At 40.7% G+C, this 25,506-nt stretch carries 24 protein-coding genes; 23 read left to right on the top strand and 1 reads right to left on the bottom strand.

Going from position 1 to position 25,506, the window contains the following annotated elements; all coding sequences use genetic code 11:
* The first annotated feature begins 92 nt into the window (after positions 1–92).
* From porV to B5D42_RS08625, 11 genes are all read left to right on the top strand, one after another.
* A complete protein-coding gene (gene porV / locus B5D42_RS08675) occupies positions 93–1,247 on the top strand; it encodes a type IX secretion system outer membrane channel protein PorV (protein WP_078831090.1) in 1,155 nt (384 codons plus the stop codon).
* A 39-nt stretch (positions 1,248–1,286) separates the two neighbouring features.
* Positions 1,287–1,769, top strand: a complete 483-nt coding sequence (gene ispF / locus B5D42_RS08670) for a 2-C-methyl-D-erythritol 2,4-cyclodiphosphate synthase (RefSeq protein ID WP_078831089.1) — start codon at positions 1,287–1,289, stop codon at positions 1,767–1,769.
* Positions 1,770–1,910: 141 nt separating this feature from the next.
* Entirely contained in the window at positions 1,911–3,020 is a 1,110-nt protein-coding gene (gene gmd, locus B5D42_RS08665) for a GDP-mannose 4,6-dehydratase (protein ID WP_078831088.1), read from the top strand.
* 12 nt (positions 3,021–3,032) lie between these two features.
* The gene (locus B5D42_RS08660; protein ID WP_078831087.1) at positions 3,033–3,968 is read left to right on the top strand and encodes a GDP-L-fucose synthase family protein; all 936 of its coding nucleotides are present in this window, start codon (positions 3,033–3,035) and stop codon (positions 3,966–3,968) included.
* Between the two features lie 380 nt (positions 3,969–4,348).
* Positions 4,349–6,658: an SLBB domain-containing protein gene (locus tag B5D42_RS08655; protein WP_217698804.1), complete on the top strand. Its 2,310-nt coding sequence runs from the start codon at positions 4,349–4,351 to the stop codon at positions 6,656–6,658.
* A gap of 41 nt (positions 6,659–6,699) precedes the next feature.
* Positions 6,700–7,773, top strand: coding sequence for a lipopolysaccharide biosynthesis protein (locus tag B5D42_RS08650; RefSeq protein WP_078831085.1), 1,074 nt, complete (start codon positions 6,700–6,702; stop codon positions 7,771–7,773).
* Between the two features lie 37 nt (positions 7,774–7,810).
* Positions 7,811–9,094, top strand: a complete 1,284-nt coding sequence (locus tag B5D42_RS08645; protein WP_078831084.1) for a nucleotide sugar dehydrogenase — start codon at positions 7,811–7,813, stop codon at positions 9,092–9,094.
* A 20-nt stretch (positions 9,095–9,114) separates the two neighbouring features.
* Positions 9,115–10,344, top strand: a complete 1,230-nt coding sequence (locus tag B5D42_RS08640) for a class I SAM-dependent methyltransferase (RefSeq protein ID WP_078831083.1) — start codon at positions 9,115–9,117, stop codon at positions 10,342–10,344.
* A gap of 23 nt (positions 10,345–10,367) precedes the next feature.
* Complete coding sequence (locus B5D42_RS08635) at positions 10,368–11,480, top strand: DegT/DnrJ/EryC1/StrS family aminotransferase (protein ID WP_176112952.1); 1,113 nt, start codon at positions 10,368–10,370, stop codon at positions 11,478–11,480.
* Positions 11,477–11,905 carry a GNAT family N-acetyltransferase gene (locus tag B5D42_RS08630; RefSeq protein WP_078831081.1) on the top strand — a complete coding sequence of 143 codons (429 nt, stop codon included), beginning with the start codon at positions 11,477–11,479 and terminating at the stop codon, positions 11,903–11,905. Before B5D42_RS08635 ends, B5D42_RS08630 begins: the two co-directional genes overlap by 4 nt.
* Positions 11,905–13,044 (top strand): hypothetical protein, encoded by a 1,140-nt coding sequence (locus B5D42_RS08625; RefSeq protein WP_078831080.1) that lies wholly within the window; start codon positions 11,905–11,907, stop codon positions 13,042–13,044. The genes B5D42_RS08630 and B5D42_RS08625 overlap by 1 nt, the downstream gene beginning before the upstream one ends.
* Before the next feature lie 127 nt (positions 13,045–13,171).
* Here B5D42_RS08625 and B5D42_RS08620 read toward each other — a convergent pair whose 3' ends face one another.
* Positions 13,172–13,486, bottom strand: coding sequence for a hypothetical protein (locus B5D42_RS08620; protein ID WP_139367067.1), 315 nt, complete (start codon positions 13,484–13,486; stop codon positions 13,172–13,174).
* 190 nt (positions 13,487–13,676) lie between these two features.
* On the opposite strand from B5D42_RS08620, the gene B5D42_RS08615 reads away from it, so the two are divergent.
* The 12 genes from B5D42_RS08615 (at position 13,677) to B5D42_RS08560 (ending at position 25,417) form a co-directional block, all read left to right on the top strand.
* Positions 13,677–14,528, top strand: a complete 852-nt coding sequence (locus B5D42_RS08615) for a hypothetical protein (RefSeq protein ID WP_139367066.1) — start codon at positions 13,677–13,679, stop codon at positions 14,526–14,528.
* A gap of 27 nt (positions 14,529–14,555) precedes the next feature.
* A complete protein-coding gene (locus B5D42_RS08610) occupies positions 14,556–16,001 on the top strand; it encodes an oligosaccharide flippase family protein (protein ID WP_176112950.1) in 1,446 nt (481 codons plus the stop codon).
* On the top strand, positions 15,973–17,103 hold the full coding sequence (locus tag B5D42_RS08605) for a glycosyltransferase (protein WP_078831077.1): 1,131 nt from the start codon (positions 15,973–15,975) through the stop codon (positions 17,101–17,103). Before B5D42_RS08610 ends, B5D42_RS08605 begins: the two co-directional genes overlap by 29 nt.
* Positions 17,104–17,119: 16 nt before the next feature.
* Positions 17,120–18,070: an NAD-dependent epimerase/dehydratase family protein gene (locus tag B5D42_RS08600; RefSeq protein ID WP_078831076.1), complete on the top strand. Its 951-nt coding sequence runs from the start codon at positions 17,120–17,122 to the stop codon at positions 18,068–18,070.
* 4 nt (positions 18,071–18,074) lie between these two features.
* The gene (gene hisH / locus B5D42_RS08595; protein ID WP_078831075.1) at positions 18,075–18,698 is read left to right on the top strand and encodes an imidazole glycerol phosphate synthase subunit HisH; all 624 of its coding nucleotides are present in this window, start codon (positions 18,075–18,077) and stop codon (positions 18,696–18,698) included.
* Positions 18,691–19,455, top strand: a complete 765-nt coding sequence (locus tag B5D42_RS08590; protein WP_078831074.1) for an AglZ/HisF2 family acetamidino modification protein — start codon at positions 18,691–18,693, stop codon at positions 19,453–19,455. Before hisH ends, B5D42_RS08590 begins: the two co-directional genes overlap by 8 nt.
* A 48-nt stretch (positions 19,456–19,503) precedes the next feature.
* Positions 19,504–20,610 (top strand): non-hydrolyzing UDP-N-acetylglucosamine 2-epimerase, encoded by a 1,107-nt coding sequence (gene wecB / locus B5D42_RS08585; protein WP_078831073.1) that lies wholly within the window; start codon positions 19,504–19,506, stop codon positions 20,608–20,610.
* 68 nt (positions 20,611–20,678) lie between these two features.
* The gene (locus B5D42_RS08580) at positions 20,679–21,878 is read left to right on the top strand and encodes a glycosyltransferase family 4 protein (protein ID WP_217698802.1); all 1,200 of its coding nucleotides are present in this window, start codon (positions 20,679–20,681) and stop codon (positions 21,876–21,878) included.
* 35 nt (positions 21,879–21,913) lie between these two features.
* Positions 21,914–23,047 carry an N-acetyl sugar amidotransferase gene (locus B5D42_RS08575; protein WP_078831071.1) on the top strand — a complete coding sequence of 378 codons (1,134 nt, stop codon included), beginning with the start codon at positions 21,914–21,916 and terminating at the stop codon, positions 23,045–23,047.
* 34 nt (positions 23,048–23,081) lie between these two features.
* Positions 23,082–23,681: a sugar transferase gene (locus B5D42_RS08570; RefSeq protein WP_078831070.1), complete on the top strand. Its 600-nt coding sequence runs from the start codon at positions 23,082–23,084 to the stop codon at positions 23,679–23,681.
* The gene (locus tag B5D42_RS08565) at positions 23,682–24,293 is read left to right on the top strand and encodes an acetyltransferase (RefSeq protein WP_078831069.1); all 612 of its coding nucleotides are present in this window, start codon (positions 23,682–23,684) and stop codon (positions 24,291–24,293) included.
* On the top strand, positions 24,290–25,417 hold the full coding sequence (locus tag B5D42_RS08560) for a DegT/DnrJ/EryC1/StrS family aminotransferase (RefSeq protein WP_078831068.1): 1,128 nt from the start codon (positions 24,290–24,292) through the stop codon (positions 25,415–25,417). Before B5D42_RS08565 ends, B5D42_RS08560 begins: the two co-directional genes overlap by 4 nt.
* Positions 25,418–25,506: the final 89 nt, after the last annotated feature.

Below are 25,506 nucleotides of genomic sequence, written 5' to 3'. Positions count from 1 at the left end.
GCAATAACAACACAGTATTTATACTGAATGTTGAAGAGTGGCTTCCATAAACAGGGTAAATTTTCTTTATTTGTATTTTAAACTGACACTGAATGCATGCTATCTTGAAAAAAGGAATGGGCCTGTTGCTGATGATTTGCCTGTCTGGCGGAATGGTTTCCGCGCAAACGGATTCCGTTAATATCGTATCAACCGCCGTCCCTTTTCTGCGCATATCGCCTGATGCCCGTGCGGGCGGAATGGGTGACGCAGCTATTGCAACGGCACCCGATGCCAATTCGCCTTTCTGGAATCTTTCCAAAGTCATGTTCGCAAAAAAGAACAGCGCCGTGGCTTTCAACTATACGCCCTGGCTCAAAGACCTCGGGCTCAATGATGTATACCTGGCCAGCATGGCGGCTTACCACAAGCTGGATGAAGAACAGGCAATTTCCACTTCACTGCGTTATTTCAGCCTTGGCAATATCCAGCTTACAGACTACTCCGGTAATATCCTGAATACAGTAAAGCCCAGCGAATTCTGCATTGATGCAGGGTATACGAGACTGCTCAACAGTAAACTGAGTATTGGTGTGGCATTACGTTATATCAATTCCAGGCTGGTAGTAGGTGATGTAGGAACCGGTGTTGTGTATAAAGCGGGGAATGCGGTTGCGGGCGATATTTCGCTCTATTATAACGGCCAGGAAGCAGACGGCGGCGGCTGGACCTGGGGCGCAGTACTGAGTAATATGGGCAGCAAGATCGGCTATACCAACGATTCACGTAATAAGGACTTTCTCCCAACCAATCTGGGGCTAGGCGCTTCTTACACATCAGTATTCGATGAAACGAATAAGCTGAGCATTGCCATGGATATCAATAAACTGCTGGTGCCGGCAGCGCCTGCTGCAACCGGTGTATTCAGTACGGATTCGGCCAACCTGGCAGCGTACAGATCGTCGGGTGTGGTATCGAGCTGGCTCAAATCATTCAATGACGGAACCAACCAGATCCAGAACCTGCAGGTGTCACTTGGAGCAGAATATAATTATAACGATCAGTTCCTGGTAAGGGCAGGTTATTTCTACGAGAACAAGAATCGCGGTAACCGGAAGTTCTTTTCTGCAGGTGCCGGTTTCCAGTTAGACTTCATGCAGATCAATATATCTTATCTTGTGCCTTCGGGAAGCGGTATCACAAGGAACCCGCTTTCAAATACCCTGCGGCTGGGGCTGGTATTCAATCTCGGTGAAAAAGGGAAATAAAGGATCATCAACAAATATTCATCTTTCAACAGGCATGACATGCGTATCGGGTACGGAATAGATTTTCATCAATTGGTAACAGGACGCGATCTTTTTATAGGCGGAGTAAAAATACCACATGAAAAAGGGGCGCTGGGCCACAGCGATGCGGATGTGCTGCTGCACGCGATCTGCGATGCCATGCTCGGAGCATTAAGCCTGGGCGATATCGGCGTGCATTTTCCCGATACTTCCGCAGATTTTAAAGATATCGACAGTAAGATCCTGCTGGCAAAATCGTATGAACTGATCAAAGCGGAAGGATATAGTGTGGTAAATATCGATGCAAGCCTTTGCCTGGAGGCACCCAAGATCAAACCTTATGTACAGCAAATGCGCGAAGTGATCGCAGGCATCCTGGAGATCACCGTAAAAGATGTTTCGGTAAAAGCGACCACAACGGAAAAAATGGGCTTTGTAGGGCGCGAAGAAGGGCTTGTGGCGCATGCCGTTTGCCTTTTACAAAAGGAGCTGTCAGAATAGTACATCCAAATAGTCAATGTTAGTGCGATTTTATTCCTCCGGATCGCTTGATTACTGCGCATTTTGTAACGCTTTTTATTTGATATTTCATAATTGACTCATAAAGTGTTTATTTTGCATCGATTTTAAAGCTAGCAGTTAATGAAAAAAGCATTGGTAACTGGGATCACTGGCCAGGATGGCGCATATCTTACCGAATTATTATTGAATAAAGGCTATGAAGTACATGGTATAAAGAGAAGATCTTCTTTATTTAATACTGCCAGAATAGACCAGTTTTACCAGGATCCGCATATTCCACATCGTCATCTGCATTTGCATTATGGGGATCTTACAGATTCAACAAATCTGATTCGAATTATACAGGAAGTTCAGCCAGATGAGATTTACAACCTGGCAGCGATGAGCCATGTCCATGTTAGCTTTGAAACTCCGGAATACACTGCTAATGCTGATGGTATCGGTACGCTCAGAATACTGGAAGCGATCCGTTTGCTTGGCCTTACCAAAAAAACAAAGGTATATCAGGCATCAACCTCGGAATTATACGGACTTGTGCAGGCTGTACCCCAAAGTGAGACAACGCCTTTTTATCCACGGTCACCTTATGCCGTTGCTAAATTATATGCATATTGGATTACGGTAAATTACCGTGAAGCTTATGGCATGTTTGCCTGTAACGGTATCCTGTTTAATCACGAATCTCCGTTGAGAGGAGAAACCTTCGTAACCCGCAAAATAACAAGAGCGGTTGCCAAAATAGCTTTGGGATTACAGGACATTTTGTACCTAGGTAATTTGGATGCGAAAAGAGATTGGGGTCATGCGAGGGATTATGTGGAAGGTATGTGGCGTATTCTGCAACAGGATACACCAGAAGATTTTGTACTTGCAACCGGTATTACCACACAAATCAGAGAATTTGTAAAAATGACTTTCGATGAAATCGGGATAGAAATTGAATTTGAAGGCGAAGGTGAAAATGAAATTGGTAAAGTGGCTGCCTCGAAAGGAAAATACAATTTACCGGCAGGCCAGGTAGTTGTTAAGGTTGATCCGAGATATTACAGGCCTACAGAGGTTGATTTGCTGATCGGTGATGCGTCGAAAGCGAAAGAAAAATTAGGATGGACACCCAAATATACTTTGGCTGAAATGGTGAAGGAAATGGTAGCACATGATGTGATGCTATTTGAAAAAGATCAGATTTTGAAAAAAAGTGGCTTTGATGTGAAGAATGAGTTCGAATAAGAGAAGTTAAGTATGCAAAAGAATGCTAAGATATATGTTGCAGGCCACCATGGTATGGTGGGCAGCGCAATTGTACGTAAGCTGGAGAAAGCAGGTTATACGAATTTTGCCCTTCGCTCTTCAAAAGAGCTGGATCTCCGCAACCAACAGGCTGTAAGTGATTTTTTTGCCAATGAAAAGCCCGATTACGTTTTTCTTGCAGCGGGCAGGGTTGGCGGAATAGTTGCCAATAATACGTTCAGAGCCGAATTCGTATATGATAACTTGATGATAGAAAGCAACATCATTCATGCGGCATACGTGAATGATGTTACAAAATTATTATTCCTCGGTTCTTCATGCATTTACCCCAAATTAGCACCACAGCCTTTAAAAGAAGAATATTTGCTCTCAGGTTACCTAGAATCAACCAATCAGCCTTATGCGATAGCCAAAATAGCCGGAATAGAACTTTGTAACGCCTACCGGGATCAGTACGGATGTAATTTTATATCTGTAATGCCTACTAATCTGTACGGCCCCAACGATCATTATGACCTCCAGAAGTCACATGTGCTTCCGGCACTTCTGCGTAAGTTTATAACTGCAAAACGGAACAATGATAATGCGATCGTTTTGTGGGGTAGCGGAACTCCCAGGCGCGAATTTTTGCATGTCGATGACCTTGCGGATGCCTGTCTCTTTCTTATGGAATATTACAATGAACCCGGCCCCATCAATGTAGGAGTAGGCAAAGATGTTACAATATTGGAATTGGCAGAATTGATTAGCCGTATTGTAGGATATGAAGGGAAAATCACGCTTGATACAAGCAAGCCCGACGGCACACCCAGGAAACTTCTTGATACTTCCAGACTTTCGGCACTGGGCTGGGAAAGTACCACTACCTTAGAAGAGGGTATCCAAAAAGTGTACGAAGAAATCAAAACCGCAAACTGGGCGAGGTAAAAACATTTTACTTTTTGACGATCCTTGCCCTTATATTTGTGCGCCGAATTGAATATTCCTGTTCCCCCCCAAGGAGTATTGTACTAATGCCTTGAATATCTGTTCAATAATGCTCCGAAATTATTATTTTCGGGTCTACCTAATAGGTATTCTACTGTTTTCCACGGTATTGCATGTGACCGAGGACGGCGAAGCCATTTTTAAAAAATTATTTCCCCAATATGAATAATAAGCAATTGTTTCGCGTTTTTGCTTTTTTGCTGGTGCTGCTTCTTGGAATAAAGCGATCAGATGCACAAGATTTGCTTAAAGGAAAGGATTTAAGCACAATAAAGGTTGATCAGCTTAGCGATGCAGATATAGCCAAAGTCAAAAGTCAATTGAACAGTTCGGGTTATACGATTGAAAGAGTGGAACAACTGGTTCTCGCAAAAGGAATGTCTGCTGCAGAATTTGCAAAATTGAAACAGCGCATAAACAACGCTTCAGAAAACAGTACCAATAATAATACGATCGGCAAATTTAAAACACCGGAAAAAAATAAATCTGAAAACAATAACCGGGAAGCGTCAGATTCTCTGGATAAAGCCAATTATAAAGAAGAGGGACCGAAAACATTAATAAACCCGCTGATTTTCGGTTCAGAATTATATACCTCTATTGCACCAAGTTTTGAGCCTAATTTAAAGTTGGCAACACCTATGAATTATATTTTAGGTCCGGAAGACCAGTTAACCATTTCCGTATATGGTGTTCAGGAGTACAACGGAGAGCTGACCGTTTCTCCTGAGGGATTTATTTCCATTCCTAATGTTGGCCAGATCAAGGTTGCAGGGCTTACAATCGAAGCGGCTACCCAGAAGATACGTTCCGTAATGGGAAATACCGTCTATTCCTACCTGAAATCTGGAGGCGCTAAACTTTCAGTAACACTCAGTAAAATTCGTACTATTAAGATCACTGTGATCGGCAGCAGCAGGCCTGGTACCTATAATCTGTCCTCTCTTGCCACATTGTTCAATGCTCTTTATGTTGCGGGCGGACCTTCATCCTTCGGAAGTTTCAGGGAAATAGAATTAATACGCCATCAGGAGCCAGTACGTAAGGTTGACCTGTACCGGTTTTTATTGCATGGTGATCAGTCTGATAATATCGGTCTGAAAGACAATGATGTTATTCGTATTCCGTCGTACAAAAAAAGAGTAGAACTTGAAGGGCAGGTAAAACGTCCGGGCATATTTGAAGTATTACCCGGCGAGCATTTTACAAATGTGCTTGAATTTGCTTCGGGGTTCACGGATACAGCTTATATGGCATCCGTTAAGGTTTTTCAGAGAAATGAAAAGGAACGCAAATTGATGGATCTGGAGGAAGGAGTTTATAATGTTTACCAGCCTCAAACCGGTGACCTTTTCGTAATATCAAAGATCCTCAATCGTTTCCAGAACCGGGTTAAAATCACAGGCGCTGTTTTTCGCCCGGATGTTTATGAATTAAGGAACGGAATGACTGTTGGGGATCTGATACGAAAAGCCGATGGTCTGAAGGAAGATGCGTTTGGTTCTATCGCCCAGGTATTGCGTCTCCAGGAAGATCTTACACGTTCAATCCTCTCTTTTGATGTAAGGAAGGCATTGAATGGAGATCCGGAAAACAATTTATTATTGAAGAGAGAGGATGAAGTATTGATCACATCGATACAGGACCTGAAAGATACCTTCAAAGTAAGCATACAGGGTGAAGTAAGATTACCAGGTCAGTACGATTATGTTTCCAACCTTACACTGAAAGACCTGATACTACAGGCAGGAGGCTTTACGGATGCTGCTTATTATAATAATATTGAAATCGCCCGGATCGTAAAAAGGGACAGCATTTCACTGATCAATAATACAGCCAGTACTATTATCAGGGCACAGGTCAGCGGTGATCTGCAATCCCCAACTGCAAGCATTCCTTTGCAGGCGTTTGACGTGATTACAATTCGCCGTAAGGCTGGATATTTATTACCTCAGTCAGTAAAAATAAGCGGTCAGGTACAATATCCCGGCCCATATGTACTGACCAGCCGTAATGAAAAAGTAAGTGATCTTCTGACCCGCGCCGGAGGATTTACACCGGAAGCCTATCCGGCAGGCGCTTATTTGAAACGATATAAAAACGAAGTCGAGAAGCAAAAGGCCGCACAGGTAGTAAAGAAAATACAGAAAAATGTCAAGGACAGTAATGATGTTGTTATTTCTGAAGTAACACGTGATTATGACCAGATTCCTTTAGACCTGCCATATATTATTGCGAACCCCGGATCAATAGAAGACCTACATCTGAAGGAGAATGACGAACTGTACGTACCTAAATTTGACGGACAGGTTAAAATAAGTGGAGCAGTTTTAATGGCAACACAAGTCCCGTATCAGAAAAAAAATCAATTCAGGGATTATATCAGCGAAGCAGGAGGTTATAATGGCGATGCGTGGAAAAAAAATGCATACGTGATTTATGCCAACGGTAAAGCGGCTACAACAAAACGATTTCTTTTTTTCAAATCATATCCTGAGGTGTTACCTGGATCAGAAGTAGTTGTGCCTAAAAAACCGGAAAAAAAGAACCTGAGTACCGGTGAGATAATCGGGATATCAAGCGCCTTAGCGAGCTTGGCAGGGGTTATCATTGCCATTCTGAGGCTTTAATATATCTCCATCAGTTAATGTTATAAAAATGCAGGTGATCAATGCAAGATGTTCGCGAAAATAATGAAAACAGTGTCTCCATCAAGACCCAAATTTTAGCTTTAAAAGGCTGGATCAATCATCTGAGGACAAAATGGGTTATACTCCTGGCAGCAGCCATTATCGGCGCTGCTATCGGCTTTACATACGGGTTGTTTCAAAAAGTGAAGTATACTGCATCCTTGAGCTTCGTGCTTGAAGATGAAAAGAGCTCCGGAGGTCTTTCGGGAGCACTTGGACTTGCAAGCCAGTTCGGTCTTGACTTGGGTGGCGGTGGGGGAAGCGCATTCAGTGGTTCCAACCTGATACTTCTTATGAAGTCGCGATCAATGATAGAAAGAGTGCTGCTGAGCCCTATTGTTACAAGAGGGAAAGATATATCCATGATCGACAGGTACTTGGAATTCAAAGGGCTAAGAAAAAAGTGGGCAGGCAAAAATCTTGCATTAGCTTCTGTTAGCTTTCCTGTAAATGCGGATAGAAAATCGTTTACAATTCAGCAAGACAGTATCTTGGGAGAGGTATATGCTACTTTAGCTGAAAAAAATATCGTTGCGTCGCAAAAAGATAAAAAATCAACCATCTATTCGGTTGACATGGTCAGTGAAGATGAAATGTTTGCAAAGCGATTTGTTGAACAACTGGTAAATGAAGTGTCTCAATATTATATAGACACAAAGAGTAAAAAAGCCCAGATAAATTTCCAGGTACTGCAAAATCAGGTGGATTCGGTACGACAGGAATTGAATAGCAGTCTTTCCGGAGCGGCGGTTGCGAATGACAGAACATATAATCTTAACCCGGCATTTAATATTCAGCGGGTCCCATCTTCAAAAAAACAGATAGATGTGCAGGCCAACACAGCTATACTAACGGAACTGGTTAAGAACTTTGAATTGGCTAAGGTTACGCTCAGAAGAGAAACGCCGTTAATTCAGACGATCGATACGCCTATTCTGCCTTTAAAAAGAACGGAAGACGGGACATTACGCCTGCTGGCAGGCGGCGCTTTTCTTGGAATGATTGTAGCGATCGCATTTATATTCCTGATTCTGGCATTTAAAAAAATATCATAAAAAATCCTTCGCAAACAAAATTTTATAATCGAATCTGATGAAGAGCACACAAAGAAAAATAGCAGTAATCGGACTAGGATATGTTGGGTTACCCTTGGCCATAGAATTCGCTAAAAAGTACGCAGTTATTGGTTTTGACATTAATAAATCAAGGGTCGGCGAACTCAGTAATGGTGTAGATAAAACGAATGAAGCCGACCTGAATGATCTGCAGGCTGTTCTTAAGAAAAATGATCAATCCACGGGGTTGCAGTTTTCCTGTGAACTGAACGATATAGCTGATTCTGATATTTATATTGTAACAGTCCCTACGCCTATCGATAAATTTAATGCCCCTGACCTGACTCCGATCTTAAAAGCATCGGCAATGATCGGAAAGGTTTTGAAAAAAGGAGATATTGTTATTTATGAATCAACTGTTTATCCTGGCTGTACAGAAGAAGATTGTGTTCCTGTTCTCGAGAAAGAATCAAAGCTGACCTTCAATAAGGACTTTTTCTGCGGTTATTCACCGGAAAGGATTAATCCGGGTGATAAAATCAATACGTTAACCAAGATTAGAAAAGTTACATCCGGATCAACTGCGGAAACTGCTGATATTGTTGACGATTTATATAAAAGCATCATTACTGCGGGTACCCATAAAGCGCCCAGCCTCAAAGTAGCGGAAGCATCAAAGGCTATTGAGAATGCACAGCGCGACCTTAATATATCTTTTGTGAATGAACTCTCGCTCATTTTCGACAGGATCGGAATTGATACAATGGATGTAATTGAAGCGGCTGCAACAAAATGGAACTTTTTAAAATTCAAGCCGGGGTTGGTAGGGGGGCATTGCATTGGTGTGGATCCATATTACCTGGCGCATAAAGCTGAATCGGTTGGGTACCACCCCCAGGTTATCCTCAGCGGAAGGCGCGTCAATAACAACATGGGAATGTTCATTGCCAATAAAGTAGTAAAACTGTTGATTGAAAATGGCGTTGTTATCAAAGGCGCGAAAGCCTTGGTATTGGGCGTTACTTTTAAGGAAGACTGTCCGGATATCCGCAATTCTAAAGTTGTAGATATCTACAACGAACTTCTACAGTTTGGTCTGGATGTGGACGTATATGATCCGCATGCCGACAAAAATGAAGTACATGAAGAATATAACATTCGTATGTGCAGTACGTTGGGAACATATGATGCGATCATTCTGGCCGTCTCTCATAATGAGTTCCTACAATTGAATTTCGAAAAGATCAAAAAAGATAAAAATGCGGTTATTTATGATATAAAATCCTTTTTAGAAAGGAGTATTGTTAATGCCAGATTATAAATTCAAAAATTAAGCAATCAATGTATACTGAAATCACAAAATGCAGAATTTCCGAAAGTTCTAACCTTGTCACGGTACTCTCATTAGGAGAGCAATATTTAACCGGCGTTTTCCCAAAAAGTGTTGATCAGGAAGTATCTAAAGGACCGGTTGACCTGGTATGGTGCCCTGACAGCGGATTGCTGCAAATGAAACAATCATTTCAGGCGGAGGAAATGTATGGTGATAACTACGGGTATCGTTCCGGTTTAAATGCTTCTATGGTAAAGCATCTGCAGCATAAAATCAGAACACTTGAAAAGTTGGTTTCTCCAGGTGATTCTGATTTAGTGATAGATATCGGTAGTAATGATGCCACTTCATTAAAAGCCTATTCAGGGCATTTTCGCAAAGTAGGAATTGATCCGACCGGGAAAAAATTTAAACAATATTATACTGAGGACATTACATTGATCCCCGACTTTTTCACAGCAGGAAAGTTCAATGAACTTTTCCCTGATGATAAAGCCAAGATCATTACCTCGATCGCAATGTTTTACGATCTGGAAAGGCCATTGGATTTTGTGAGGGATATTGCAAGCTGCCTGCATGACGAAGGTGTTTGGCATTTCGAACAGAGTTATATGCCAAGTATGCTGCGTACCAACAGTTACGATACAGTTTGCCATGAGCATATCGAATATTATTCTTTACGTGTAGTTGAAAGGATGCTGAAACAGTCAGGATTACGCATCGTCGACGTTCAGCTGAACGGAATTAACGGCGGAAGCTTTGCGGTAACCGCATGTAAAATGGACGCACCTTTCAAATCAAATCTGCCTGTGATTAACTGGCTCCTGAAACAGGAAGATCAACTGGAGCTGGACACAATTAAGCCTTATCTCGAATTCCAGGAACGCGCTGTAAAACACAGGCAAAACCTTGTTGAGCTTATCGATGCCCTGGTAGCGGATGGTAAACGTGTTTTTGGTTACGGTGCAAGCACTAAAGGAAATGTACTCTTACAATACTGCGGTTTCACAGCTAAACAAATACCTTATATCGCAGAAGTAAACTACGAGAAATTTAATTGTTATACGCCAGGTACGCATATACCAATTATTTCAGAAGACGAAGCAAAGGCAATGAAGCCGGATTACTTCCTTGTATTGCCATGGCACTTCCGGGAGAATATCTTAGTCAGGGAAAAGGACTTTTTAGAGAATGGAGGAAAATTAATCTTCCCTCTGCCGGAGATCGAAATTATTTAGAGTTATACCTTAATTATAAAAAAATGAGTAATAAAATAAACTGGTATAATTTTTCTTTCTGGGGAAACGAAAAGCAATACGTAAACGAGGCATTGGATTCAACCTGGATATCCGGGGGGACGTATATCGAAAAATTCGAGAATGCTTTGTGCGAAAAAATGAAGTTGCCCAATGCTTTTGTGGTAGCGAACGGCACCGCTGCGTTGCATCTTGCATTTCTGACAATTGGAATTCAGCCAGGTGATGAAGTGATAGTTCCTTCATTCGGATTTCTGGCAGCAGCAAATGTTTTGAAACTGATGGAAGCAACGCCGGTATTTGTTGATATCGATGAAAACAACTGGTGCCTCGACAGTAATTTAATTCAGAAGAGCGTAACAAAGAAAACCAAGGCAATTGTGATTATCCATAATTATGGAATAATTGCAGATATGCTCCGGATCAAACAAATAGCAGCCGATAATAATATTGTGCTTGTAGAGGATTGCGCAGAGTCTATTTTCTCAAAGTACGATAATAAATACTGCGGCCAGTTTGGAGACATTAGCACATTTAGCTTCCATGCTACAAAAACAATTGCAACAGGGGAAGGCGGAATGGTCTGCTGCAGAAACGAAGAACTGACAGATAAATTAAAATTGATACGCAGCCATGGTTTGCGCCGCAAAAAAAAGCATTACTGGCACGAATATTTCGGGCACAATTTCAGGTTATCCAATATCTTGGCCGCAATTGGTTTCGGGCAACTGGAACACGCTGATGAAATAATTGAAGCAAAGCAACGAATTTGGGATCGGTATAAGATCAATCTTCAAGATAATTCAATGCTGAAGTTTCAACAGATACCGGAAATGTGCAATCCGATTGTGTGGGCGATTGCTGTATGGATTGACGTAGAAAAAAACGGGAAAACAAGAGATGAAATACTTACGGCTTTATCAAAAAAAGGAATTGAGTGCAGACCTGGGTTTTATACGGCGTGGCAATTGCCGATTTACGAAGGGCAGTCTGAGGTAAACTTTGAAGTTGCCAATCGTATCGCATCCAACATCATCGTTTTACCATCATACCCCAAAATGACAGACGGTGAAATTGATTTCGTTTCAGAGGCATTAGTAAAAATTGTTTCAGAATGATTATTGTATTGCAAAATAATCCTGACGCGAAATCTCTGTTGGAATCATTTACCGAAAAGATGGGCAGTTCCCGCGAAACGTTCAGGTATTTCAGCACCAGAAGTTTCGATGTAATCGATACCCATATTTATACAATCCTCGTAATAGACGAAAAGGGTTCTCCGATTGGATATGGCCATTTGGATCCGGCTGAAGATATTATATGGCTGGGCATTTGTGTAAGTGAAGCTGCTACAGGTAAAGGCGTGGGTAATATTATCATGAATGACCTGCTGAACAAAGCAGGCGAGCTGAATATCCCTGAAATAACTCTGAAGGTAGATAGCCAAAACCAAAGGGCAGTAACATTGTATAAAAAATTCAATTTTGAAATTGTCTCAGGCGGAGGTGAATATTTCATTATGAAATATAGCGTGGCGTCATAATGAGTAGACAGAATGAAATGGTGAAACCTTTTGTTATTTTTAGCTCCCTTACAGAAGAAAAGGGACATTTGCTTTTAGATGACGACTTCTGGTTTAGCAGTCTTATAAAATACGACCCCGAGCTTAGTGTTTTTACTTCTGTAACGTCCTGCGATCTACTCGCAAAGAAATACCCATCGCATAAAAAACAGTTCATCGGATTCAGAGATTTTCCTTTTTTCAGGAAAATATACTACCGGCTGCATCTTTTAGGGCGGTTGTTCAGTAGTAAAAAAATAACAGGGAAAACAATTATTTTCCAGGGATTTGACGAAATCGGCATATTATCCTACTTGTGGAGGATCCGGAATTGGAATAATACTACGGTTCTTATCCTGACAAATAATGTATCACCTGAACGGTTTGAAAATAGCCCCAGGTTGCTTCCTTATCTACTCAGAACGATATTCAAAAAATGTGACTTTGTCTTTTATCACTCCGATTTTGAATATAAGCTTCTGATCAGTAAACTTGGAGATAAGGTAGATAAAAACAAGCTGAAGAAAGTAAAATACCATTTATTGGGGGCTCCCAGGCTGCTGGCCAGTAATACGCATCAGGATAATACAATAACCTATTTTGGCCCTTCAATGGTATCCAAGCCATTGCTCGATTTTTGCAACCTCATCAAAGCTGATGCAAACCGTCAATTTAAGTATCATTTCTATAATCTTGACAGAAAAGATGAAGAAATGATAAGAAACAATACCCCTCCTGAAGCATCACTCAATTTCCACTACGATTATATGACAAATGAGGAATATGCAAATGCTATCCTTCAGTCAACATACGTGTTTTTACCGCACAACTCTTATTATGAAGGGAAATTAAGTGGCATATTCTGCGATTGTGTCAATTATAATGTGCCCGTTATTTCGGATAGAATAGAACCGGTAATTGAATTCTTTAAGGCATATGGCGAACTTGGCTATTTGCTGGATTATAAAAAGAATGATTGGGGGAACACTTTCTTTAACGAGATATCCGGAGAGAAGTATCGGCAGTTTATTGAGAATATGAATAAATGCCATGCGGAGCATAAGGCAGATATCATAATAGAATCTTTTATTGAGAAGATAAAGTCAGAGAATAGATCTTGATGATGCTGGAATTGCCGATAAAAACAAAGTTGACCAACCTGAATAAAGACAGCTATTTGTATGTTTTTCTGATAGGATTGTTTTTAAGCCTGATCTTTCAGACCAGATCCACTATACCGGCATTATATTATCCGTCTTCATTGGTAGCGCTGGCGATTATCTGCTCCGTTTTCTTTCTGCCACCCAGGCTTCTTATATACCCACTGTTTCTTTTAATAATCTGTATGCCTGATTTAACGCAGACGTTCGAAGAAATAGAAGAACTGGGAGTTGTTTCAGTAGCAAGCCCATGGCAGTTTTCGTTTAGTATATTGTCCCCTGCTTTTTTTGTATTTGGCAGTTTACTGGTGATTACTATACGGCTATTCAGTTTTCCGATAGCGAAATCTGACAGATCTATCCTGGTATTCTTTTTTATTGTATCTACAATAGTATCATTCATCTTCGGTTTTTTTCAGGAATCGTTTTCGCGGTTTGTAGCCGATGCAAAAATCCCAATGTTCTTTTGCATCGGACTGATCATATTCGGTAATTATTATAAGCGATATCCGAGTGAGCTTTTAATATCCTGCCAAGTGTTTATATTGCTCGCAGCAGGTAATTATTCAGTTGATATATTCAAGTTTTTCTTTTTGAGGTCTGAAGGGATCGAAAAAGTGAGTTATAGCAGCCTTAGCCTGGATTCGGCAAAAGGACTGATTACGATATTCTCTTTTTGGGCAATAGCAGGCCTGATCAAAGGGAAAAACATCATTGTTAATATTGTACTTGTTCTCCTGACATTGTATGTACTTCTGGCCTACCAGACAAGGTGGTTGATAATAACATTTGTACTGGGGCTTCTGGTGATAGCTTTTGCAGTCGGATTTAAAAATGCAATGATCGTATTGACATCCATCGTTCTGCTTTTTTGTATCACGATTCCCATTATCATCAAAGTGGCACCGGAAGTATGGGAAACAGCAATGTTCCGACTGAGTTTTATAGGAAACCTGACATCGGGTTCTTCATTGGAAGATGTTGAAATAGTGCGAGCAGGATCTATTTATAACTCAATGAACCTGCTATTTGAACGAAAAGCATTTCTTACAGGAATGGGGTATGGCAGTTGGTATACCGACAACTATTTTCCTATGCCAAATCTTACCACAGCCGCATTTGATGAAGATGCACTGAATATGGGTAAATATTACCGTGTTCATGATTTCCTGTTCAATTTCCTGTTTAAATTCGGAATCATAGGAACAGGGATATATATATCTTGTTATCTGAAACCCATACGCCGTTTGTGGAAGCTTAAAAAACAGATCCTTGCCGACTCGCGATACAATTTTGTATTTATTGCCATCATAGGGCTTTGCCCGATGGTAATCACTTATATGTGGTTTACAGGAAAAGGGCTGCTTTTCGGCGCATTATTCGTTGTGATCTCCCGTGAATGGGCCCGTGTATTTAAAGAGAAAATAACTACGCGGGAAGCGTAGATTGATATTTTTTTATCCATTAGTATTTTGATCAGTAGTAAGTCTTTAGTTGTAATAATACTCCAGTTAATTCAGGCATTGTTAGCCGCTGCTATTACTATTTATATTGCGCGGCTGCTTGGAGCTGAAAACTACGGTAAGTATATATATATGATTACCGCAACATCGTTATTGCCCCTTTTTATAGGACTGGGAGGTGAACATGTCTTTATTATGGAGGCAAGCAGGGATATGAATTTATTACCCGTATTTTTTAGTAATGCGGTTTTCATAAGAAGCGTTTTAACAGCTGTAGCGCTTGTTGTGGCCATAATTACTTGTTTCGCATTTCGGGTAAATGATAGTTGGCCATTCATGCTGGTACTTGCGGGATCATTGCTGGCCGTTTTCCCTAATCCTCTTTTTCTTTCTCTTTACCGCGTGAAAGGAATACATATAAGACCGTGGGTTCTCTTATTTATTACACCGCTTTTTTTCATAGGATACCTGTTTTTGTACAGGAACATGATTGATCTCAGTGTTGTATCGACCGGCTTTTTTTTCTCTCAGTTTATCGTATTTGTTCTCTTTATTATCGATACGCGCAGAATAGTAGAATTTAAGGTCGATTTCAAATTTCTGAAAATGAACGTAAGGAAAGGAATCATCTTCTCCGTTTCCCAAGCATTCGATTTTGCGTTCGCAAGGCTTGATATTTTCATGCTCCAATTTCTCCTCGGGCCGTTCTCTGTGGGAATATATGCTGCCGGTCAACGAGTAGTATCGCTACTGCAGCTCATTCCTTCATCATTTCATATCGTGGAGTTGCCGGAGTTTCACAGAATATCACATGATAAACAACGATTGGAAGCTAGGTTCCGTAGCCTCAGAAAGCTTTTGATGGAACTGGCAATGCTGTGTTTTGGCCTGTTAATTATTAATGCCTCTTACATTGTAACGGTACTTTTCAGCGATTTGTATACGGATACGGTTCACATTGTTATTTTACTTGCAGTGTCAAGCGCTATCGTGTTTGTAAATTATCCGTACTACATGCTTGCAGAAGCTGTCAATAAAATCAAGCAAAGAATGTATGTACGAATAGCCACTTTCATTCTCACCATATTGTTTATATATGTTATGGTTCAGCTATTGGGCACAACAGGTGCCGCTATCGGGTTAATAACCGGTCAGTTCCTTTTTATGCTGTTTCTACACAGGTTGACTAAGTCTGAAAACGGCGGTTTGCTGGCAATAGTAAAGGATTTTAAATTTCTGCCGGTATTCGCGATCCTTGCAATTATGTCATGGTCTGTTAAGCTTGTAGTTTCATCTTCTCTGACCGGGGCATTATTGTCTTCTTTTTTATTCCTGGTGACTGTAACCATTTTTGAGATCACAATCAACAAGGGCGATATTTTCAAATTGGTAAAAACTTTAAAAGAGCAGATTAATTCAAACAGTCATGATGAAGGTATTTCAGGAACAGAATGATATTATTTTTTTAATTAGCGGAAGACCGTTGCCTGCCATGCTGGATATGGCGTTTTATTCTACGAATCACAATAAAAAAGTATTGGTGATTTTGTTGGAAAGGGGAGAGGATGATTTAAGAATAGACAAGTCAATAATCAATTTTGAGTTGATCACCATTACGGTTCCTTATAAAACCGTAGACCTGAAAAGGATAATATCGATACCGGCTATTTATAAAAAAATAAAACACATCATTCAAAGCACGTTAAAGCCAGGAGGCATCATCTTTACGGCATCTTATGACCTTCTGCTTTTTGCTTATTTTATTGCCGGTACTAAAAGATATAAAATAAGGCACCAGGTAAGGGACCTGCATGCACTTCAGTTGTCTGATTCGGCAAAAGCGCGTTTTTTTATTGCATTGGAAAAAAGTTTGCTGAAACGCGTAGAAAAATTAGTAGTCTCCTCACCGGAGTTCGGAGATAAATATTATAAAAAAATATTCAGCCGCGAGATTGTACTACTTGAAAACCTTCCTGCAAAAAATGTGTGGGACAACTTTAAAAAAGAAAAAAGCAGTTTCTTTTCGATTGGTTTTATTGGCATATTGAGATATAAGCCTTCCCTGTATCAGCTGGTTGATGCAGTAGAAGAATTGAACGGCAAGGGGATAGAAATGAAGGTCTTATTTGCAGGAGGAGGGAATAGCAGAGATCTGAAGGAAAAAATCAAAGTTGAAAATTTATTCGAAATACAGGGTCCATACGAATATGCAAAAGATATTAAAGATTTATACAGGGCCCTTGATCTGATTTATGCAGTATATGATAATAAGGATCGTAACTGCCAGCTGGCTATGCCGAATAAATTCTATGAATCGATCATAACAGGTATCCCGATCCTTGTTGCATCAGGAACATTCATCGGGAAAATGGTGGAGCAACTGGGAATAGGGGCCACTGTTTCTACCGGCGACAAGGACGCGCTTATAACATTGCTAAGCAATACTGAGCAGCCTGGGTCCTGGTACCAACGGGCATTGAAAAACCTTACTGAAATAGACATCACGCCATATTACGAGGCTTATGAAAAAGCGATGAAAAGAAGTGTTCTTTTTTAATTTTTAATTTTATAAAATGATACAACCAACAAAAAAAGTGCTGATTACTGGTGGTTTCGGAGCACTTGGATATAACCTGACCCTTCAGTTGGAATCGTTGGGCGGATATGATATTCATATAATAGACAATCTTTCAGCTGGAATAGCTAATTTTTCTAAAAATGTAGCATTTACTAATATGGATATTAGTAACACAGAGAAAGTAAAGTCCTTTTTCGATAAATATAAACCTAATGTCATTTACCACCTGGCAGCGCATTTTGCAAATCAAAATTCAGTAGACCATCCCATATCTGATGTTTCCACAAACGTTATCGGGATGATCAATCTTTTTGAGGAGCAGAAAAATAACACCGAACTCGAAAAAATTGTATACGCAAGTTCCAGCTGTGTATATGGAAATAACCCGGTAATGTCCGAAGATGTTAATATTACCCCTTACGATACCCCTTATGCGATTAATAAATATGCAGGAGAGCTTTATGCAAAGTATTATGCAGAGATTCATAAGTTACCGGTAGCATGCCTGCGGATATTCAACAGTTACGGACCGGGGGAGATGCCAGGAGCATACAGGAACGTTATACCTAATTTCATTCAGAAAGCCTTGCGCGGGGAAAATATTTACATTACAGGAACGGGCGATGAAACGCGAGACTTCACTTTTGTAAGTGATACAGTAGAGCTGTTGATTAAACTGGCACAGGCCGAGTATAAAAACGCAGAAATATTTAACGGAGGAACAGGTTCTAAGGTGAGTATCAAACAACTCGCAGAACTGATTATTGAATTATCCGGGTCTGATTCGCAGATTATTTACACTCAGCCCAGAAACTGGGACCATGTTAAGAACAGATGCTCGGATACGTCAAAATCGCGGGGACTGTTAGGTTATAACCCGCAGGGGGAAATCCGCGAAGGATTAGAAAAAACAATTCAATGGATTCGGGAAAAATTACAAATGTGAGAATATGGTAACTATTATTAATTACGGATCCGGGAATGTGAGGGCAATCGCCAATATATACGAGCGCCTGCGTATAGAACATTCCATAGCATCCAGGCCGGAAGATTTTAAGGATACAACAAAAATAATACTTCCAGGTGTGGGCGCTTTTGATGAAACCATGAGTATGCTAAATAATTCTGGTTTTGTTGATATACTTACCGAGTCTGTAATTCTGAAAAAAACACCGGTACTAGGTATTTGTGTGGGCATGCAGATATTGGCGGAAAGCAGTGAGGAGGGGGAGCTTAAAGGACTGGGCTGGATCGGCGGGCAAGTTAAAAAAATTGATAAGAACAATATTACAAACAAACCCAAGATCCCTCACTTAGGATGGAACTCCGTAAAGATCAAAAACGACTCGCAGATACTACAGGGAATCAATGAGGAAGAAGGGTTTTATTTTGTGCATAGCTATTATTTTGAATGCACTGATGAAAAGAATTGTATGACAGAGTCCTTTTACGGGGAACATTTCACTTCATCGGTAAAAAAGGACAATATTATAGGTGTTCAGTTCCACCCGGAAAAGAGTCATCAAAACGGAATCACTTTGTTAAAAAATTTTGCAGAGTTTCAATATGCTTAGATCTAGAATTATTCCCTGCCTTTTGATACATAAGGGGGGATTGGTAAAAACAGTTGGTTTTAAAGATCCGAAATATGTCGGCGATCCGATAAACGCAGTAAAAATCTTCAATGAAAAAGAAGTTGATGAACTGATCGTATTGGATATTGACGCTACAGTAAAGGAGCGTGAGCCGGACTTCGAGACAATCAAGAAACTTGCCGTTGAGTGTCGCATGCCTTTATGTTATGGTGGTGGCGTATCTTCTGTAGAGCATGCAAAGAAGATCATAAACCTGGGAGCTGAAAAACTCGCGATTAATTCCGCCGCGATAAAAGATATTTCTATCCTGGAAAAAATTGGCAAAGCTGTAGGCATGCAAAGCGTGGTAGTGGTGATTGATGTGCGAAAGAATAAAAAGGACGGTTATGATATCTACATCAGGAACGGAACACAGAAGGTAGAAATTTTATTCGAAGATTACCTTCAAAAGCTGAACCAGATCGGTGTAGGAGAAATCGTTATTAATTCTATTGATGCAGACGGAACAATGACCGGTTATGATATGAGATTGGTTGATATAGTGAGGGAGGCGGTCGATATGCCACTGACCGTATTGGGAGGAGCCGGTAAATACGATGATATAAAAGGCCTGATTCAAAAACATCATATTATCGGAGCAGCGGCAGGAAGCTTGTTCGTATTCAAGGGTAAGTTTAGGGCCGTCCTGATCAGCTACCCGTTAAAAGATGAAAAGAAAAACATTTTGAGTAATTAATAACAACCTGATAACCGGCAAAAAATCTATTTTAAACAGAAGAAAAGTATGCACATTACAATTATTGCAGGAGCCAGGCCTAATTTCATGAAAATAGCTCCGATCATTAAGAGAATCAAATTTGAACAAAGTGAAGGTTGTGATATAAGATATTGCCTTGTGCATACCGGTCAGCATTTCGATAAAAACATGAGCGAGGCATTTTTTACACAACTGGAAATACCTGACCCGGATGCGAACCTGGAATGTGGCGGCGGAACCCAGGCCGAACAAACGGCCAACATCATGATCAAATTTGAAAAACACCTGCTGGCAAATCCGACAGACCTGGTGGTAGTTGTTGGAGATGTAACTTCAACAATGGCTTGCTCTATTGTAGCAAAAAAACTGAATACCAAAGTAGCCCATGTGGAAGCCGGCATAAGAAGCGGCGATATGAAAATGCCGGAGGAGATAAACAGAATCGTTACTGATTCACTGACCGATCTGTTTTTTACTACTACAGAATATGCGAATAAAAATCTCAGACTGGCAGGAGTTTCCGATGAGAAAATATTCTTGGTAGGAAATACTATGATCGACACACTGCTCGGTAATAAATCCCGTTTTGTTAAACCTGCAATATGGGACAACGCCGCATTGAGCCCCGGTGCATACTTTATGCTTACCCTCCACAGGCCTGCAAATGTTGACAATATATCAGAATTAAGCACACTGATGAATGAAATAATACAGTCATCCGACGGATTGCCCGTCATCTTCCCTGTTCATCCGAGAACAAGGAAGAATATCGCTCATTGCGGTATTGAAGCGTCCAATTTATATATGATTGAACCGCTCGGGTACCTGGAGTTCAATTATCTGGTACAGCATGCCAAATGCGTAATTACCGACAGCGGTGGAATTACAGAAGAAACAACTGTGCTGGGAATACCGTGTATAACCATGCGGGATACAACCGAGCGGCCGGAAACAGTAACTATCGGTACCAATGAGTTGATAGGTACAAATCCGACGGCTTTAAATGCAGTTGTAAAGAAAGTTTTGGCGGGTACCTGGAAAAAAGGCGGGGTGCCAGAAATGTGGGATGGCAAAACAGCGGAAAGGATCGTCAACGTTTTAAAGGACGCATCACCTAGTATCTGCGCCAGGTAAAATATCGGAATATTTAAATTAATAAAATGAGGATAACGTACTTGCATCAATATTTTAATTCTCCAAAGATGCCTGGCAGCACAAGGTCATATGAAATGGCTAAGCGACTGGTGAAAATGGGTCACGAAGTAACAATCATTACGTCACAGACAAATGCAGGGAAAGAGGGCGCAACAATAAAAACCAACGAAGATGGAATATGTGTGTATTGGCTGGCGGTCCCATATTCCAATTCAATGAGTTACAATCGGAGAATAATGGCGTTCATCAAATTCGCATATGAATCATATAAAACAGCGATTACGATACCAGCCGACCTGATTTTTGCATCCAGTACACCGTTAACAATAGCATTACCCGGAGTTTATGCTGCAAGGAAATTAAAAGTTCCGTTTGTATTTGAAGTGAGGGATTTGTGGCCGGATCTGCCTATAGCTGTAGGAGCAATAAGGAACGGTGTTCTAAAAAAACTGGCCTACCGCCTGGAAAAATTTGCCTATGTTAATTCCGATGCAATTGTGGCCCTGTCAGACGGAATGAAAAAAGGAATAATGAGTACTGGTTATCCCGGAAATAAAATTTCAGTTATACCTAATGCTTCAGACCTGGAGAGGTTCGACCCTCTGAAACCAAGAAAACGACAACTGAGAGAACAATACGGCATTCCCAAGGATGCAATTGTAATTCTTTATGCAGGAACATTCGGCGTGATAAACGGAGTTGAATATTTGATGAAGCTGGCGGCAGAATTTATCAATGACAAACGAATATTTTTTCTTACCGTAGGTGGCGGGCAACAGTTTGAATTTGTCAAGAATGTAGCAGTAACCAATGGTACATTGGGCCGCAATGTGCTGATGTTTGAAAAAGTATCAAAAATTGAGGTGTCTGCTTTTTTCGAGTGTGCGGAAATGGCCATTTCAACAGTGATACCCTTGCCTGAACTGGAAGCCAATTGCGCTAATAAATTTTTTGATGCACTTGCCGCTGGTTGCTGTATGGTCATAAACCACAAGGGCTGGCAGGCAGAATTGTTGGAATCCAGCGGCGCCGGGTTCTCTCTCTCATTTGACATAACGACCGCAAAAAAAGAACTGCAGGAATGGCTGAACGAACCCAGAAAAATATTCCAGGCAGGCAAAATCGCTAGGGATATAGCGGAAAAGATGTTCGACAGAAATATCTTAGCCCAGCAACTCGAAGCCGAATTGATAAAAGTATACGAGCAAAAGAAAGACAAGTTGAATCAACATCATATTCATCTTTAAGAACAAAAAGTAATTAATTTTTTTAAATAAAATCTATGAGACCCTATCAAATCTGTACAAATTGTGTAATGGATACTTCAGACCCCAAGATCACCTTTGATGATAATGGTGTTTGTGATCATTGCAATGGCTTTTATAAAGATGTTCTGCCTAACTGGCATCCCAATGAGAAAGGAAAAGAGATATTCAGAAAACAGGTGGAGGAAATCAAAAAAAAAGCAAAGGGAAATACTTATGATTCCATCATGGGGCTGAGTGGCGGACTGGACAGTTCCTATTTACTTCACCTGGCAGTAACAGAATTCGGATTGAATCCGCTTGTGTTTCATGTTGATGGTGGATGGAACACGGATATAGCCGTGAACAATATACAGATGCTGGTAGATAAATTAGGGCTGGATCTTTTTACAGAAGTGATCGACTGGCCGGAAATGCAGGATTTTCAATTGGCTTATTTCAAGTCGGGGACGCCGCATCTGGACATTCCACAGGACCATGCTTTCTTTGCGACTATGTATCATTTTGCAAAAAAATATAAGATTAAGTATATTCTGAACGGAGGTAATTTTTCTACAGAATGTATCCGAAATCCGAAAGACTGGCTTTATTACGGAACTGACATGACTATGATTAAGGATATCAGGAAGCAATTTGGAACGGTAAAAATGGAAAAATATCCATGGAGCGGGATCCTTTATCATAAAATTTATCTCAGGTATATTAAAGGTATACAGGTAGTAAAACCGTTGAACTATCTGCCTTACACAAAAGAAAATGCGATTGAGGTACTAAGTTCTACCTACGGATGGAGGCCTTACCCTCAAAAGCATTTTGAATCAAGGTTTACTAAATTTTATGAAGGCTACTGGCTGCCAACAAGGTTTGGATTTGATACGAGGAGGGTACAGTTCTCTAGTCTCATTGTTACAAAACAGATGACCCGAGAAGACGCTATTGAGAAATTAAAAGCACTTCCATATGATGTTAATCATATTGATGAAGAGTTTGAATACATTGCAACCAAGCTTGGAATTTCAGTTGATGAATTGAGAAGCTATCATACGATGCCTTTAAAATCTTTCCGGGATTATAAGAATGAAGAATGGCTTTTTGATCTTGGTGCTAGAGTGATGAAGTTGATTGGCCTGGAACGTGCTATCAAACGATAATAATAAAACGGAATAGTTAAGAAAGGGACGGCAGATGTTAAGGTTGAAACATACGGTTGATTTTATTATGTCTTTTGTAATATTGTTATTAACGTTACCTGTTAGCATAACGGCAATACTGGTATTATGGATCAATAACGGGGGAACACCCTTTTTTGTTCAGGACAGACCCGGAAGACATGGTAAAATATTTAAGCTGATCAAGCTGAAAACGATGTCTGATAAGAAAGATGCAAACGGCGGCCTTCTGCCTGATGCTGAGCGACTCACGTTTATCGGCGCACTGATAAGGAAAACTTCAGTTGATGAGATCCCTCAATTGATTAATGTTATAAAAGGAGACATGAGCCTGGTAGGTCCGCGTCCGCTGTTAATGGAATACTTGAAATTATATACACCATTCCAGGCCAGGCGCCATGAAATGAAGCCCGGAATCACCGGTTGGGCACAGGTAAACGGCCGCAATGAAATTTCATGGGATAAAAAGTTCGAACTTGATGTATGGTATATTGATAACTGGACCCTTTTTTTAGATTTTAAGATCATGGTTTTAACAGCGATAAAAATCGTTCGGGCTAAAAATATCAACACGCCGGGCCAGGCTACAGTAGAACGCTTTAAAGGGAACGAATAAATGTTGTTAATAGGAGCAAGCGGACATGCGAAAGTGATTTGCAGTGTACTTGAAACACTGCAAATAGCGGTAACTGGCATATTTGATGATAATGCTGCTGTCAGATATCTGAATGAATACAGCGTTTCCGGCCCATATGATGAAAATTTCAGAAAAGAAGATAACCTGATTATTTCGATTGGAGATAACAGGATCAGGAAAATCATCTCATCCAAAGTGAAGCATGATTTTGGAACCATAATTCATCCCGGTGCAGTCGTGGACCGAAAGGTGAAAATCGGTGACGGAACTGTTCTGTTGCATGGGTGTATTGTGCAGAGAGATGCAGTTATCGGAAACCACTGTATTATCAATACCAACGCTTCTGTTGATCACGACTGCATTATCGCTAACTATGTGCATGTTTCACCGGGAGCTACCTTATGTGGGAATGTAATGGTTGGCGAAGGCACTCATATCGGAGCCGGAGCCACAGTTATACCTAATATAAAGATCGGGAAATGGTGTATTATCGGGGCCGGAGCTGCTGTTGTCAAAGACCTGCCCGATTATTCCGTAGCAGTCGGAACACCTGCACGTATTATAAGAACGTTAGACATAACTCAGATATGAAAACTAAAATTTGGTTATCCTCACCTCATATGGGGAGTAATGAACTGGAATATGTGAAACAGGCATTCGATACAAACTGGATAGCACCATTAGGGCCATTGGTAAACCTGTTTGAAGAAAAACTGGGAGAGAGAACTGCTGTTTCTCACGTTGCAGCGCTGAGCTCAGGAACGGCAGCAATACACTTGTCGCTGAAGTTGTTAAATGTTGAAGACGGAGATATTGTACTGTGTCAAAGCCTTACCTTCTCCGCATCAGCAAATCCTATTGTATATGAACGCGCTCAACCTGTTTTTATAGACTCTGAGCCGGATACATGGAATATGTGTCCTTCCGCATTGAAAGAGGCAATTGAATATTTTATCGCATTGGGCAGGAAGCCCAAAGCAATTATCGTGGTTCATTTATACGGCATGCCAGCAAAGATGGAAGCGATCATGAAGATCGCATCAGATTGCGATATACCGGTAATTGAAGATGCCGCAGAGGCGCTGGGCTCATCAATTGATAACAAGCCATGCGGATCTTTCGGAACTTTCGGTGTATTGAGCTTCAATGGAAATAAAATTATCACAACTTCCGGCGGTGGTGCATTGCTTTCTGAAAATGCAGAACATATTGCGAAAGCAAAATTTTTTGCTACACAGGCCAGGGACACGGCGCCACACTACCAGCATTCAGAGATAGGATATAATTACCGATTATCGAATGTATTAGCAGGAATAGGTATAGGGCAACTGGAGGTGCTGGATGACAGGATAAAAGCCAGGCGCAGTAATTTCGAGTATTATAAGGCCCAGCTTTCACATATACCAGGGATATCATTTTTAGAAGAACAGCAAGGTGCCTTCTCAAACAGATGGTTAACATGCATATTGATAAACCCTGAAAAGAATAATGGTATTGACGCTGATCGTATCCGTATTGCGCTGGAAGCAAAAAATATTGAAAGCCGCCCCCTCTGGAAGCCAATGCATCTTCAGCCCGTATTTGCGGATGCTCCGTATTTTGGCAATAAAAATGCAGAAAATTTATTTGCTCAAGGTTTATGCCTGCCCTCCGGAAGCAATCTCACCGAAGAAGACCTGCAGCGGGTAGTGACTGTAATCAGGAATATATTTTAGAGTAATATATAACTAATATAAAACAAGCAATTAGTTAAATTAAAACGGCTTTTATTGTGGTTGTTATATATGTGTCGTACATTTAACAT

Source organism: Sediminibacterium ginsengisoli, assembly GCF_900167075.1.
Taxonomy (GTDB): domain Bacteria; phylum Bacteroidota; class Bacteroidia; order Chitinophagales; family Chitinophagaceae; genus Sediminibacterium; species Sediminibacterium ginsengisoli.
This window is presented reverse-complemented; position numbering and strand designations above follow the sequence as displayed.

Excerpts from the sequence above, each read along its gene's own strand:
- B5D42_RS08650 (WP_078831085.1), top strand. The coding sequence starts at position 6,700 with ATGCAAGATGTTCGCGAAAATAATGAAAACAGTGTCTCCATCAAGACC.
- B5D42_RS08590 (WP_078831074.1), top strand. The coding sequence starts at position 18,691 with ATGCTTAGATCTAGAATTATTCCCTGCCTTTTGATACATAAGGGGGGA.
- B5D42_RS08660 (WP_078831087.1), top strand. The coding sequence starts at position 3,033 with ATGCAAAAGAATGCTAAGATATATGTTGCAGGCCACCATGGTATGGTG.
- B5D42_RS08640 (WP_078831083.1), top strand. The coding sequence starts at position 9,115 with ATGTATACTGAAATCACAAAATGCAGAATTTCCGAAAGTTCTAACCTT.
- B5D42_RS08645 (WP_078831084.1), top strand. The coding sequence starts at position 7,811 with ATGAAGAGCACACAAAGAAAAATAGCAGTAATCGGACTAGGATATGTT.
- ispF (WP_078831089.1), top strand. The coding sequence starts at position 1,287 with ATGCGTATCGGGTACGGAATAGATTTTCATCAATTGGTAACAGGACGC.
- B5D42_RS08565 (WP_078831069.1), top strand. The coding sequence starts at position 23,682 with ATGTTGTTAATAGGAGCAAGCGGACATGCGAAAGTGATTTGCAGTGTA.
- B5D42_RS08625 (WP_078831080.1), top strand. The coding sequence starts at position 11,905 with ATGAGTAGACAGAATGAAATGGTGAAACCTTTTGTTATTTTTAGCTCC.
- B5D42_RS08570 (WP_078831070.1), top strand. The coding sequence starts at position 23,082 with ATGTTAAGGTTGAAACATACGGTTGATTTTATTATGTCTTTTGTAATA.
- B5D42_RS08605 (WP_078831077.1), top strand. The coding sequence starts at position 15,973 with ATGATGAAGGTATTTCAGGAACAGAATGATATTATTTTTTTAATTAGC.
- hisH (WP_078831075.1), top strand. The coding sequence starts at position 18,075 with ATGGTAACTATTATTAATTACGGATCCGGGAATGTGAGGGCAATCGCC.
- B5D42_RS08575 (WP_078831071.1), top strand. The coding sequence starts at position 21,914 with ATGAGACCCTATCAAATCTGTACAAATTGTGTAATGGATACTTCAGAC.
- wecB (WP_078831073.1), top strand. The coding sequence starts at position 19,504 with ATGCACATTACAATTATTGCAGGAGCCAGGCCTAATTTCATGAAAATA.
- B5D42_RS08635 (WP_176112952.1), top strand. The coding sequence starts at position 10,368 with ATGAGTAATAAAATAAACTGGTATAATTTTTCTTTCTGGGGAAACGAA.
- B5D42_RS08620 (WP_139367067.1), bottom strand. The coding sequence starts at position 13,486 with ATGAATGATACTATTGTAGATACAATAAAAAAGAATACCAGGATAGAT.
- B5D42_RS08580 (WP_217698802.1), top strand. The coding sequence starts at position 20,679 with ATGCCTGGCAGCACAAGGTCATATGAAATGGCTAAGCGACTGGTGAAA.
- gmd (WP_078831088.1), top strand. The coding sequence starts at position 1,911 with ATGAAAAAAGCATTGGTAACTGGGATCACTGGCCAGGATGGCGCATAT.
- porV (WP_078831090.1), top strand. The coding sequence starts at position 93 with ATGCATGCTATCTTGAAAAAAGGAATGGGCCTGTTGCTGATGATTTGC.
- B5D42_RS08600 (WP_078831076.1), top strand. The coding sequence starts at position 17,120 with ATGATACAACCAACAAAAAAAGTGCTGATTACTGGTGGTTTCGGAGCA.
- B5D42_RS08630 (WP_078831081.1), top strand. The coding sequence starts at position 11,477 with ATGATTATTGTATTGCAAAATAATCCTGACGCGAAATCTCTGTTGGAA.
- B5D42_RS08560 (WP_078831068.1), top strand. The coding sequence starts at position 24,290 with ATGAAAACTAAAATTTGGTTATCCTCACCTCATATGGGGAGTAATGAA.